The 12,885-nt window shown below is 73.2% G+C and carries 11 protein-coding genes and 1 tRNA gene; 9 read left to right on the top strand and 3 right to left on the bottom strand.

Features of this window, described 5'->3' with window-relative positions; translation table 11 throughout:
- The first annotated feature begins 15 nt into the window (after window positions 1-15).
- The gene (locus tag IE274_RS36630) at window positions 16-3,477 is read left to right on the top strand and encodes an AfsR/SARP family transcriptional regulator (RefSeq protein ID WP_229910048.1); all 3,462 of its coding nucleotides are present in this window, start codon (window positions 16-18) and stop codon (window positions 3,475-3,477) included.
- On the opposite strand, the gene IE274_RS36635 is transcribed toward IE274_RS36630, so the two are convergent.
- The 3 genes from IE274_RS36635 to IE274_RS36645 form a co-directional block, all read right to left on the bottom strand.
- Complete coding sequence (locus IE274_RS36635; protein WP_198897939.1) at window positions 3,461-4,222, bottom strand: ABC transporter permease; 762 nt, start codon at window positions 4,220-4,222, stop codon at window positions 3,461-3,463. The two genes, IE274_RS36630 and IE274_RS36635, sit on opposite strands and share 17 nt — an antisense overlap.
- On the bottom strand, window positions 4,219-5,196 hold the full coding sequence (locus IE274_RS36640; RefSeq protein ID WP_190120260.1) for an ATP-binding cassette domain-containing protein: 978 nt from the start codon (window positions 5,194-5,196) through the stop codon (window positions 4,219-4,221). The genes IE274_RS36635 and IE274_RS36640 overlap by 4 nt, the downstream gene beginning before the upstream one ends.
- 160 nt (window positions 5,197-5,356) lie before the next feature.
- The gene (locus IE274_RS36645; RefSeq protein WP_190120261.1) at window positions 5,357-5,614 is read right to left on the bottom strand and encodes a hypothetical protein; all 258 of its coding nucleotides are present in this window, start codon (window positions 5,612-5,614) and stop codon (window positions 5,357-5,359) included.
- A gap of 174 nt (window positions 5,615-5,788) precedes the next feature.
- On the opposite strand from IE274_RS36645, the gene IE274_RS36650 reads away from it, so the two are divergent.
- The 8 genes from IE274_RS36650 (at window position 5,789) to IE274_RS36685 (ending at window position 12,781) form a co-directional block, all read left to right on the top strand.
- Window positions 5,789-6,196: an XRE family transcriptional regulator gene (locus tag IE274_RS36650; RefSeq protein ID WP_229910049.1), complete on the top strand. Its 408-nt coding sequence runs from the start codon at window positions 5,789-5,791 to the stop codon at window positions 6,194-6,196.
- A 126-nt stretch (window positions 6,197-6,322) separates the two neighbouring features.
- Window positions 6,323-6,601: a hypothetical protein gene (locus IE274_RS36655; RefSeq protein WP_190120263.1), complete on the top strand. Its 279-nt coding sequence runs from the start codon at window positions 6,323-6,325 to the stop codon at window positions 6,599-6,601.
- Between the two features lie 278 nt (window positions 6,602-6,879).
- Complete coding sequence (locus IE274_RS36660) at window positions 6,880-8,109, top strand: alginate lyase family protein (RefSeq protein WP_190120264.1); 1,230 nt, start codon at window positions 6,880-6,882, stop codon at window positions 8,107-8,109.
- A 101-nt stretch (window positions 8,110-8,210) separates the two neighbouring features.
- Window positions 8,211-8,284: transfer RNA gene (locus tag IE274_RS36665), tRNA-Met, on the top strand.
- 221 nt (window positions 8,285-8,505) lie between these two features.
- On the top strand, window positions 8,506-8,889 hold the full coding sequence (locus IE274_RS36670; RefSeq protein WP_190120265.1) for a hypothetical protein: 384 nt from the start codon (window positions 8,506-8,508) through the stop codon (window positions 8,887-8,889).
- Window positions 8,890-8,966: 77 nt separating this feature from the next.
- Window positions 8,967-10,130 carry a PLP-dependent cysteine synthase family protein gene (locus IE274_RS36675; protein ID WP_190120266.1) on the top strand — a complete coding sequence of 388 codons (1,164 nt, stop codon included), beginning with the start codon at window positions 8,967-8,969 and terminating at the stop codon, window positions 10,128-10,130.
- Complete coding sequence (locus IE274_RS36680; RefSeq protein ID WP_190120267.1) at window positions 10,127-11,389, top strand: MFS transporter; 1,263 nt, start codon at window positions 10,127-10,129, stop codon at window positions 11,387-11,389. The genes IE274_RS36675 and IE274_RS36680 overlap by 4 nt, the downstream gene beginning before the upstream one ends.
- 183 nt (window positions 11,390-11,572) lie before the next feature.
- On the top strand, window positions 11,573-12,781 hold the full coding sequence (locus tag IE274_RS36685; protein ID WP_190120288.1) for a PP2C family protein-serine/threonine phosphatase: 1,209 nt from the start codon (window positions 11,573-11,575) through the stop codon (window positions 12,779-12,781).
- Window positions 12,782-12,885: the final 104 nt, after the last annotated feature.

Below are 12,885 nucleotides of genomic sequence, written 5' to 3' on the forward strand. Positions count from 1 at the left end.
TGGCAAACTCAGCGCGTGCAGATCGGGATGTTGGGGCCATTCGAAGTGCGTACGGACGACGGCGGGTTGGCCGACGTGCCGGGGGCGCGGTTGCGTGCGCTGCTGGTCGCGCTCGCGCTCAAGCCGGGGCAGGCCGTTCCGAAGGCTGCGCTCGTGGACTGGATCTGGGGGGAGCGTCCGCCCGCTGACGCTACGAACGCCTTGCAGCGGTTGGTCTCGCGGCTGCGGAAGGCACTGCCTGGTGGGGTCGTCGAGGGGCGGACGGACGGGTATCGGCTGGCGGTCGAGCCCGGTGATGTCGATGCTGTGCGGTTCGAGCGGTCGGTTGCGGCGGGGCAGGGCCGTGGTGAGGACCGGGCCCGGCGGGTGCGGGTGCTGCGGGAGGGGCTTGCGTTGTGGCGTGGGGCCGCCATGCAGGACGTGGGGTTGCAGGGCAGTGCCGCCTTCGATGCCGCTGTCGTTCGGCTTGAAGGGTTGCGGCTGGGCGCCACGGAGGAGCGGGTCGAGGCTGAGGTCGCTCTCGGGGGCGGGGCCGAGCTGGTCACCGAGCTGAGCGATCTGGTCGCCGCGCATCCGCTGCGGGAGCGGCTCGTCGCCGCGTTGATGCGTGCGCTGGTCGCGGCCGGTCGTGACAGTGAGGCGTTGGTGGCGTACGAGCGTACGCGGGAAGCCCTTGCCGATGCGCTCGGCGTCGACCCTTCGGCGGAGCTGGCCGCGTTGCATGTCGCGCTGTTGCGGGGTGAGTTGGGGCGGTCGGTGGGGTCGGTGGGGTCGGTGGGGTCGGTGGGATCGATGGGGGCGGGGCGCTCGGGGTGGGTGGGTCCGTCAGGGGTATCGGGGTCAGCAGGGTCATCTGGGTCGTCAGGGCTGTCGGCGACAGTGGGGGCTGCGGTGGCATCGGTGGCACCGGGGGCGTCAGAGGCATTGGGTGCATCAGGTGCATCGAGGCCAGCCGGGCCAGGCGAGGCCCCGTCGGACCAGCCCCGCCGGACCAACCTGCGCGCCGAGCTCACCAGCTTCGTGGGCAAGGGCGCCGACATCGCGGCCGTACGCGAACTCGTCGCCGAGCACCGGCTCACCACCCTCATCGGGCCCGGCGGCTCGGGCAAGACCCGGCTGGCCACCGAGACCGCGCGCACCCTGCTCGACGACCTGCCGGACGGGGCCTGGCTGGTGGAGCTCGCCGCCATCGGGCCGGACGGCGACGTGGCGCAGGCGACGCTCGCCGGGCTCGGCCTGCGGGACGCCCTGTTCGGCGGGGCCCCGAACGCCGAGCCGACGGACCGGCTCATCGCCGCGATCCGGGAGCGGGACGCGCTGCTGGTCCTGGACAACTGCGAGCACGTGATCGAGTCCGCCGCGGTGTTCGCCCACCGGCTGCTCGGGGAGTGCCGTCGGCTGCGGATCCTGGCGACCAGCCGGGAACCCCTCGGCATCACCGGCGAGGCCCTGTGGCAGGTCGAGCCGCTGGCCCTGCCGGACGGGGGCGTGGGCCGGGACGAGATCGCGTCGTCCCCCGCCGTCCAACTGCTGCGCGACCGGGCCGGGGCCGTACGCCGGGGTCTCACGGTCGACGGCCACACCCTGGCGACGATGGTGCGCGTGTGCCGGGCCCTGGACGGGATGCCGCTGGCCATCGAGCTGGCCGCGGCCCGCCTGCGCACGATGTCCTTCGACCAGCTCGCCCACCGGCTCGACGACCGGTTCCGCCTGCTGACCAGCGGCAGCCGGACCGCCCTTCCCCGGCACAGGACGCTGCGCGCGATGGTCGACTGGAGCTGGGAGCTGCTCAGCGAAGCCGAGCGGATGGTGCTGCGCAGGCTGTCGGTGTTCTCCGGCGGGGCGAGCCTGGAGGGAGCGGAACAGGTCTGTGCGGGGTACGTGGGCGACGTAGCCGACGCACGCGAGGTGCGCGGCACCGGCGGCGCGGGCCGCACCGATGACCCGGACGCCCCGCCCGGCGCACCTGCCCTGGTCCACCCCGACCAGGTCCTCGAACTCCTCACCACCCTCACCGAGAAGTCCCTCCTCCGCGCCGAAGGCGACGACGCCCCCCGCTACCGGATGATCGGCACGATCAAGGAGTACGCGGGCCAGCGCCTCGCCGAGGCGGGGGAGGCGGACCTCGCCCGGCACGCGCACCTGGCCCACTTCGCCGAGCTCGCCGAGACCGCGGAACCGCACCTGCGCCGCGCCGAGCAACTGGAGTGGCTCGCCGCGCTGGACGCCGAGCACGACAACATCGGTGCGGCGATGCGCGGCGCGCTCGCGGCGGGCGAGGCGCAGGCGGCGATGCGGCTGGCGGCGGGCGCGGGCTGGTACTGGTGGCTGAGCGGGCACCGGACCGAGGGCTTCGAGCTGATCACCGCGGCCACCGAGACGCCCGGCGAGGTGACCGACGACGTACGGGCCACGGTGTACGCCCTGGTCGTGCTGTTCGTGACCTCCGGTCCGGGGGACGAGCACCGGGCCGCGGAGTGGATCCACAAGGCGTACGAGTTCAGTCGGCGCGGCAGGCACCACCACCCGCTGATCAACTTCGTCGCCCCGCTGGAACACATGCTGCGGGAGCCGGACGAGGTCGTGTCGGCGTTCGAACCGCTGCTCGGTGACGAGGACCCGTGGGCGCGGGCGCTCGCCCGGCTGCACCTGGGCAAGATGCGGATCATGCTCGGCCGGGACGGGGCGGACGGGCAGGAGGCGGACGCGTGTCTGGTGCGGGCGGTCGCCGAGTTCCGGGCGCTCGGTGAGCGGTTCGGGATCTCGTTCGCCGAGACGGAGCTGGCGGCCCGGATCGCCGTACGCGGCGAGTTGGCGGAGGCGTGCGAGCACTACGAGCGGGCGATCGAGGCGATCACCGAGGTCGGCGCGACCGAGGACGTCATCCCGATGCGGTCGGCGCAGGCGCAGCTGTACTGGCTCCTCGGCGACGCGGAAGCCGCCGCGGCGGCCCTCGCCGAGGCGGAGCGCTGGGCGGAGCGGGTCACCTGGCCGGGCGCGCTGGCCGTACTGGCCTTCTCCAAGGCCGAACTCGCCCGCTGGGGCGGCGACTCCGAGGAGGCGCGCAAGCAACTCGGCGTCGCGTGGGACCTGCTGGGCGACGAAGCGGAGCGGGCCAACATCCGCGCGATGAAGTACGACCTCCTCGGGTATCTCACCGACGACCTCGCCGAGGCCCGGGAGCACCGCGCCGCCGCCTGCGCGGCGGCCGCCGAGGCGGGGCACGCGCCGGTGATCGCGCGGGTGCTCGTCGGGGTCGCGGACCTGGCGCTGCGCCGTGACGAGACCGAGCAGGCCGTACGGCTGCTCGCGGCCGGTGAGGGCGTGCTCGGGATCAAGGACCGCTCGCACCCGGACGCGGTCCGGATCGAGCGGACGGCGCGGAGCCGCCTCGGCGACACGCGGTTCGCCGAGGCGGCTCGGGAGGGGACGCGGACCGGCTGGTCCGAGCTGGCCGGGGTCACGCTCGCTTCTTGAACGAGGAGACCGCCCAGGCGTACCCGAGGACGGCGATGCCGACGCTCCAGGCGAGGGCCGCGAACGTGTCGCCGCTCGACGGGTTGCCCGCGAGCAGCCCGCGCAGCGACTCGATGATCGGGGTGAAGGGCTGGTACTCCACGAACTGCCGCACGCCGGTGCCCATCGTGTCCGAGGGGACGAACGCGCTGCTCAGGAACGGCAGCATGATCAGCGGCACGGTGGCCATGCCCGCCGCCTCCGGGGACTTCGCCGCCAGGCCGAGTGCGACAGTGAGCCAGGCGGCCGCGAAGCTGACCAGCGCGATGACACCGGCCACGCCGAGCCATTCGACGGCGCTCGCGCCCGGGTCGAAGCCCATCGCGAAGGCCACCCCGATGATGGCCGCGCAGGCCACCAGGCAGCGCACCGTGGTCACGACGACGTGTCCGGTCAGCATCGCGCCGCGGGAGACGTCCATCGTCTTGAACCGGTTGATGATGCCCTTGGTCATGTCGTCGTTCACGGCCGTGGAGGTGGCCCCGAGGCCGTAGCTGATCGTCATCACGAGCAGGCCCGGCGTCGCGTAGTCGATGTAGGGGACGTCGACGTCGAAGCCGCCGCCGAGGACCTTGACGAACAGCAGCATCATCACGATCGGGAAGAGGATCGCGTTGAACACCGTGATCGGGTTCCGCAGGGTGTGCTTGATGTTGCGGCGCAGCATGATCGCCGAGTCGGCCAACGCTGTCGATGCGGTACTCACTTTGCGATCGCCTCCTGGCTGTTGCTGTGGCTGACAGTGGTGCCGGTGGTGCCGGTGGTGCGCTCGGTCAGAGAGAGGAAGACGTCGTCGAGGTCGGGGGTGTGCACGGTCAGCTCGTCCGCCTCGATGTCGACCGAGTCCAGCCAGTCGAGGATGGAGCGCAGCTCGCGCTGGGTGCCGTCGCTCGGGATGCGCAGCGACAGCGTCTCGTCGTCCTTGGCGGCCTCCTCGCGCAGGGCGGAGGCGGCGTGCCGGTACGCGGCCGGGTCGGTGAACCGCAGGCGCACGTGCCCGCCGGGGATGAGCCGCTTCAGCTCGTCGGAGGTCCCCTCGGCGGCGATCCTGCCGTCGCTCAGGACCGCGATGCGGTCGGCGAGTTCGTCGGCCTCGTCCAGGTACTGGGTGGTGAGGAAGATGGTGGTGCCGTCGGCCACCAGGTCGCGGACGATCTGCCACATCGTGCGCCTGCTGCGCGGGTCGAGGCCCGTCGTCGGCTCGTCCAGGAAGATGATCTCCGGGTTGCCGACCAGCGTCATCGCCAGGTCCAGCTTGCGGCGCATGCCTCCGGAGTACGTCGACACCAGCTTCTGCGCCGACTCCACCAGGTCGAACCGCTCCAGGAGACCCGAGATCACCTTGTCCCCGGAGCGCACGCGCTTCAGGTCCGCCATCATCTGCAGGTTCTCCCGGCCTGACAGCAACTCGTCCACGGCGGCGAACTGACCGGTCACCCCGATCGCCGACCGCACCCCCTTCGTCCCGGTCACCACGTCGTGCCCGGCGACCTGCACCAGGCCCGCGTCCGCCGTCATCAGCGTCGCCAGAATGTTCACCGTCGTCGTCTTGCCCGCCCCGTTGGGACCGAGCAGCGAGTACACCGACCCCGCCGGAACATCGAAGTCGATGCCGTCGAGCACGACCTTGTCGCCGTATGCCTTGCGCAGTCCCGAGACCGCGATTGCCGAAGTGTTCATGTCCGCCAAGGTGCCCGGGGGGCCTGTCATGCGGCTGTCACGGGCCTGACACGGCCCCTGACACCGGCGGTCGCTGACGTCGTCCCTGGTCGGACGCGGCGATCCGGCCCTGGGCAGTTGTGGCGATCCGGTCCCGGTCAGTCGTGGCGATCCGGTCCCCTCAGCCGCGGCCGTCGTGGATGCGCCAGCCGACGCCGGGGAGCTCCTCGAAGAGTTCGGCCGCGACGAGTTCCTCGGCGTGCCGGCGCGGCGCCCGTGCGTCGACCACGCATCTGAGCTCCGCGGCGGTGATGACACCGTTGCCGAGGTTCCCCTCCGACCAGCAGATCGCGCAGACGTAGAGGCGGAACGCCCCGTCGGAAAGGAACCGCACCCTCCAGTTCCACGGGAACCGCGCATCGAACTGTGCCCACGGCATCGGCGCCTCTTTTCGTCGGCGTTGACTGCTCCCCAGGTGAGTACTTCTCGTATACAGGATGTCTATGTAAACGCACACGGCTTTGGGGATTCGCCCCCTGGCCCGCGGGGGCCGGCGTAGCCGCGGTTCGCCGCGCAGGCATGGGCGGGCCGACAAGCAGGCAGGATGAGCTCCATGGGTGAGCAGGGCCGGACGGACTTCAACGACCTCGTGCGCGAGCGCCGGGCCGAGCTGGGCATCAGCCTGCGCGAGCTGGAGGCGCGGTCCGTCGATCCGGAGGCCGGTGAGCAGGCCCGCTTCGGCTGGATCGCCAAGGTGGAGAAGGGGCGGCCGACCGATGCCCCGCCCCCGGCGCTGCTGCGCGCCCTGGCCGTGGGCCTCGAACTGCCGCTGCGGGTGCTGCAGGAGGCCGCGGCGGCGCAGTTCCTCGGCATGACCTCGTACGTGTGGAGCGAGGACCGCACGACGCGGGTGCTCGCCGCGCAGATCGAGGAGATGTCCGACGCCGAGCGGCGGCAACTGGCCGACATCGCGGAGACGTTCGCGCGCAGGCGTGCGCGGAGCGAGGGCCCGCCGGGCTAGCGCCGTGCGCCGGTGCGTGGCGAGTCACTCTGGCCGCCGGGTAGCCGGTGTGGCACAGTCGGTGATCCGCCGCCTGGGGGGCGCAGTCGGAACCCACCGTGAAGAGCGTGGCCATGAGGGGCTGGAATGGCAGACGACGACACGCAGCGATGTGATCCGGGCGAGTCGAGTGAGCCGCAGGCGGTCTTCGACATGGAGTTCGTGGACTGGCTGCCGGGCGGCAGGGTCGCGATCCCGGTGGAGAGCCAGGGGCGATTCACCTGGCTCGTGGTGCGTGGCCATGTCTCGGAGCAGGCACGCCGGGAGTTCGTGCGGGAGATCCAGCACATCGTGGGCCGCGGGCTCTGGCGCCAGGACTGGCCGCCGGAGACGGAGTCGGCCTCGCCGTCATCGCCCGGAACGTGAACTCCCACCACCCGCTCTTGGCCGCGAGGCACTGCTCACCGAAGTAGCCGCCGCCGGAGACCTGATACCCAGGGCAGGGTCCGCCGCGTCGGGGGAGATCGGGGGGCCAGTCGTGGCGCTCGCCGCGGCCGTCCAGTGCAGTCGAGGACCCTCACCCGGCCGGGGCACGCCCACAGGGCCGATCGGGGGACGCGTGCCCCGCGTGGCCCATCAGCCCCTGCGCTCCCGCCCGCCCCACGGCACGCTGCCAGGGGCGCGACCCGATACGGAGGTGCGGGATGGCGGCAGCGGATCGCAGGGGCCGTGGCGTGCGGGTACTGCTCGCGGCGGCGCTGGCCCTCACCCTGGGCCTCGCCACCGCCGCCTGCGGCGGGAGCGACGACAAGGACGACGGCGTACGCCGAGCCCGCGCCGCCGACCTGCCGTTCTCCCACCCCGGCGTCCTCGTCAGCAAGAAGCAGCTCGACCGCGTCCGCGCCCACGTCGCCGCGCGGCAGGAGCCCTGGTTCACGGCGTACGAGCAGATGCGGGCCAGCAAGTACGCGGCGAACGGCTACACGGCCAAGCCGTACCCCGTCGTCGCCTGTCCACCCGACCTCCGCCCCGGGCAGGGGTGCGTCGAGGAGCGGGAGGACGCGCTCGCCGCGTACACGCACGCGCTGCTCTACAACATCACCGGCGACCGCGCCCACGCCGCGAAGGCCGTGCAGATCATGGACGCCTGGTCGCGCGTGCTGACCAGGCACACGGAGGCCAACGCCGGACTCCAGACCGCCTGGGCCGCCACCTCGTGGGCCCGTGCCGCCGAGGCCGTGCGCTACACCTACGACGGGTGGACCGACGGCGAGCTGCTGCGCTTCGAGCGGATGCTCCGCAACGCCTATCTGCCCCAAGTCCGCGACGGCTCCGCCGACTTCAACGGAAACTGGGACCTCGTCATGGCCGACGCCACCATCGGCATGGCCGTCTTCCTCGACGACCACGAGGCGTTCGAGCGCGCCGTGCACCACTTCCGCACCCGCGTCCCCGCCTACTTCTACCTGAAGTCCGACGGACCGCTCCCCGTGTCGCCGGAAGGCAGCGGCATCACCACCGAGCCGCAGCTGGAGAAGTACTGGTTCGGGCAGAAGACCTTCGCCGACGGCCTCTCCCAGGAGACCTGCCGCAACTTCAAGCACGCCAGCTACTCCCTCGCCGCCACCGCGCACATCGCCGAGACCGCCTGGCACCAGGGCGTCGACCTGTACGGCGAGGCCAAGGACCGGCTCAGGGCCGCCCTGGAGTTTCACTCCCGCTACCAGCTCGGCGCCGCCGTGCCCGGCTGGCTCTGCGGCGGCAGGGTCCAGCGCGACATGGGGCCCGACACCGAGGTCGCCCTCAACCATCTGCACGGACGCCTCGGCCTCGACCTGCCCGAGACGCGGCGCCTCACCGCGCGGCAGCGGCCCGAGGGGACGGACGACCTGTTCGTGGCCTGGGAGACGCTGACGCACGCCGAGAACACGTGAGGGCGGGGGCCGCCCGGGACGCCCGCGGGGCTCCGCCGAGGGGGGCATTCGTCACCGGTTCGCTTTCCGCACGTCGCATGGCGTACTGTTGGGTTCACCGACGCGGGGTGGAGCAGCTCGGTAGCTCGCTGGGCTCATAACCCAGAGGTCGCAGGTTCAAATCCTGTCCCCGCTACTGAAACCGAAGGCCCGGAATCGTTCATCGATTCCGGGCCTTCGGTGTTTTCGGTGTGCGTCGGTGTGCGTCAGTGTTCCTCGGCGTTCTCCGGCGTTCTCCGGCGTTCCCGGCTCCCCGCCCCGGCGACTGCATTTCGGCTGTACGTGGCGTTGTTTCACGCCGTTGTCGGCGTCGGCCTTTGCGTTGACTCATGTGCCGTGCGTAGCTTTGTGGTCACTATGAGTCGGGTGCGGTATGTGCTCTCGGTGGTGCTGCTGACCACCTGTGCGCTGTTCGCCGGTGTGTGCCACGGGCCGCACGGGCTCGCCGCCGCGACCGCGGTCACCGCCGCCCCGCCCGTCCACCACGTCTGCCCGGGCCCCGACCACAGCGAGCACGCCGGTACGGGGCACCCCGCGGCGCTCGCCGCGCAGCCCGCCGACCGGGAGCGGCCGGACGGGGCGGGCGGCAAGGGCGAGAAGACCGGCAAGGGCGCCCTGGGCGGTGACCCCGCGGCGGACTCCGCGTCCGGCGTCACCCGGTGCGCGCCGCCCCGCGCCGGGCCCTGCTGTCCGCCATCGGGCCAGCGGCTCCTCCTCGCCATCGGAGTGGACCGGAACTGAGGGTGCTCCGGAGTTCCCGCGTGGAACTCCCACGCCACCCCCCATCCACGTACCGAAGCACCGAAGGACACCCCCGCATGATCGGCAACCTTCTGCCCGCGGCCGCCGCCGTGGGCAACACGCCCGTGCTCTGGATCGACGAACCCACGCCCGAGGGCGGCCGCGGCTACTGGGCCAAGCTCGAAGGCTTCAACTTCGGCGGCATCAAGGACCGGGCCGCCCTCCACATGGTCGAACGCGCCCGCGCCCGCGGTGAGTTGCGGCCCGGCGCGCCCATCGTCGAGTCGACGTCCGGCACCCTCGGCCTCGGTCTCGCTCTCGCGGGCGTGCACTACGGCCACCCCGTGCACATCGTCACCGACCCCGGCCTCGAACCCATCGTCGAGCGGATGCTGACGGCGCACGGCGCCCGCGTCCACCTCGTCCGCGAACCCGGACCCGTGGGCGGCTGGCAGCAGGCCCGGGTCGAGCGGGTCGCCACGCTGATGGAGCGCCCTGAGTTCGCGGGCGCCTGGTGCCCGAACCAGTACCACAACCCCGAGAACCAGGCCGCGTACCGGCCGCTCGCCGACGAACTCGTCCGGCAGATCGGGCAGTTCGACGTGCTGGTGTGCGCCGTCGGGACCGGTGGACACTCCGCCGGGATCGCCCGGACCCTGCGCGCGCACGCCCTGCCAGGCCTCGAACTCGTCGGCGTGGACAGCGTCGCCTCCACCATCTTCGGGCTCGCCGCCGGGCCCCGCCTGATGCGCGGACTCGGCTCGTCCATCCACCCCGGCAACGTCGACCACGCCGCCTTCGACGAGGTCCACTGGGTCGGTCCCGCCGAGGCCGTGCGCAGCGCCCGGCGGCTCGCCGGGCGGCAGTTCGCCTCGGGCGGCTGGAGCGTGGGCGCGGTCGCGCTGGTCTCCGCGTGGCTCGCCCGTACGCGGCCGCGCGGGACGCGGATCGCGGCGGTCTTCCCGGACGGGCCGCAGCGGTACTTCGACACGGTGTTCAACGACGAGTACTGCGACGCGCACGGGCTCCTCGGCCGCCCCGACGCCATCCCGGACGAGCCCCGGGAGGTGCCGGGCCCCGGGGACGGGGTGGTGGCGTGGAGCAGGTGGCGGGCCGGGCGGCGCGCGACGGCTCCGCGGCGGGACGTACGGGGTGAGGCACGGGACGCGGGCCGATCCGCCCCCGCGCGACCGGACGTACGCGAACCCGTGCCCGCCCACGGCGAAGGCGCCGTCCAGTGACCCAGGTCTGGGCCCGCGCACGCACCTTCGAGCCCGCCGTGCAGCTCCTCTTCGTCAACCAGTTCAGCATCAACCTCGGCTTCTACATGCTGATGCCGTACCTCGCGGCCCACCTCTCCGGCCAACTCGGGCTCGCCGCCTGGGCAGTGGGCCTGGTGCTCGGCGTGCGGAACCTCTCCCAGCAGGGGATGTTCCTGGTCGGCGGCGCGCTCGCCGACCGGCTCGGGTACAAGCCGATGATCGTCGCCGGGTGCGCCCTGCGCACGGGCGGCTTCGCCGCGCTCGCCTTCGCGCAGACCCTGCCGGTGCTCATCGCCGCGTCGGCGGCGACCGGGCTCGCGGGGGCGCTGTTCAATCCGGCGGTACGCGCGTACGTCGCCGCCGAGGCGGGCCCGCCGGAGCGCCGCGTGGAGGCGTTCGCGCTGTTCAACGTCTTCTACCAGACCGGCATCCTGGTCGGCCCGCTCGTCGGACTCGCCCTGACCGGCGTGGACTTCAAGCTCACCTGCGCGGTGGCGGCGGTGCTCTTCGCCCTCCTCTCGGTGGTGCAGGTGCTGCGCCTGCCGGGGCGGCGGGGGGAGACGGCGACCGGGGCCGAAGGCGCGGCCCAGGGGCAGTGGCGGGCCGTGTTCGGCAACCGGCCGTTCTGGCTGTTCTCGCTCGCCATGACCGGCTCGTACGTCCTGTCGTTCCAGGTGTACCTCGCGCTGCCCCTTGAGATGGAGCGGCTGCTCGGCGGGGGCACGGCGACCACGGTCGCGACCGGCGCGCTGTTCGTGGTGTCGGGGCTCGTCGCGCTCGTCGGGCAGTTGCGGATCACCGACTGGTGCAAGCGCACCTGGACGCGGGAGCAGTGTCTGGTGGCGGGGCTCGCCCTGATGGGGGCCGCGTTCCTGCCGCCCGCGCTCGGCGGGCCCGGCTACGCGGGCGTCGCGGCGCTGCTGCTGTGCGCGGCGGCGCTGGCCGCCGCGAACGCCGTGCTCTACCCGTTCGAGATGGACACCGTCGTCTCGCTCGCGCGGGAGCGGTGGGTGGCCACGCACTACGGCCTCTACAACACGGTCTGCGGCATCGGCATCACCGCGGGGAACCTCGCGATGGGCGCGCTGCTCGACGTGGGGGAGAGCCGGGGGCTGCCCGCGGTGCCGTGGCTGGTCCTCGCGGCGCTCGGCGTCGGCTGCGCGTGGGCGCTGCGCTCGCTGGGCCGGTCGGGTCGGCTCGCGGCCCCGGTGCCGGTGCTCGGGGGTGACGCCGCCTGACGTGTGCGCGCCCGGGGCGTGCGGCGGCCGGCCCGCTCGGCCCCGCACGTCCGGGCGCGGCCCCGCCCCACCGCACGGCTCACCCACTCGGCCCACATCAGGTCGCCCCGGCGCCCCGCTGCGGGAAGCCTGGACAGGCCGACGCGGCGCGGATCGCGGTGGAGTGGAGTGGTGGTGGTCGCTGTGCGTGGTGGGGGGCGGGACGGTGCGCCCGGCGGCCGCGAGTCCGGTGCCCGGCGCCCCGGCCGCGCGGGCCGCCCCCGTGCGACCGTCGCCCCCGGCGGCACCACCCGCACCCTCCCCCACGAGCGCGCCCTCGTCCGGGTCCTGCCCCCGCTCCTCCTCGTCGCCGGGATCTGCTTCGACATGCTCACGCCGCCCGAGTTCAGCGCGTCCCCGCTGTTCGCCGCCGCTCCCCTGATCACCGCCCCGTTCTTCCGGCTGCGCACCACCGTCGCGACCGCCGCCGTGTCCTGCGCCGCCGTACTCGCCCTGCGCCTGAACCAACAGGGCAACCGCGCCGACGTGCAGGTCATCACCGAGTTCCTGACCATGCTGACCGTCGGCGTCCTGGCCGTCGTCATCAACCGGGTCGTCCGCCGCGGCGACGCCCGCCTCGCCTCCGCCCGGTCCATCGCCGAGGCCGCCCAGCGGGCGGTCCTCCCGCAGCCCGACCCGCGCATCGGCGGCCTGGACATCGCCGCGCGGTACGAGGCGGCGGAGGCCGACGCGTTCATCGGCGGGGACCTGTACGCGGTGCAGGACACCCCGCACGGGGTGCGGCTCGTCGTCGGTGACGTGCGGGGGAAGGGGATGGGCGCGGTGGCCGCCGTGGCCGTCGTCATCGGGGCGTTCCGGGAGGCCGCCGAGCAGGAGGCGACGCTGGAGGCGGTGGCGCAGCGCCTGGAGCGTGCCCTCGCGCGGGAGGGGACGCGGCGCGACGGGCTCGACGCCTTCGAGGGGTTCACCACGGCGGTCCTGGTGGAGATCCCGCGCGGCGACGAGGGCACCGTACGGATCATCAACCGCGGGCACCCCGAACCGCTGCTGCTGCGGCCCGACGGGCGGCTGTGCGTGCTGGCGCCGACCGAGCCCGCGCTGCCGCTCGGCATGGGGGAGCTCGGGACCTGGCCGGACCGCGCGGACCAGAGCCCGTTCCCGCCGGGGTCGACGCTGCTGCTCTACACCGACGGGCTCTCGGAGGCCCGGGACGAGGACGGCGAGTTCTACGTCCCCGCCACCCGGCTCGGCGGCCGGATCTTCCCCGGGCCCGCCGGACCCGACGCGCTCCTCGCCACCCTCGTCGACGAGGTGCGGCGGCACACCGGGGGCGGCGCCACGGACGACCTGGCGATGCTCGCCGTACGCCGCCCGGTGACGGTCGGTGACTGACGGACACCCCTCCGCAGCGCAACTGACGTGATGTCAGCAGGCGGTGGAGATCCAGAACGCTGCGGTGCGTCATGGTGCTCGCTCAACTCGCCCTACTCCAGCCG

The sequence above is a fragment of the Streptomyces flavofungini genome, from assembly GCF_014650815.1.
Lineage (GTDB): Bacteria > Actinomycetota > Actinomycetes > Streptomycetales > Streptomycetaceae > Streptomyces > Streptomyces flavofungini.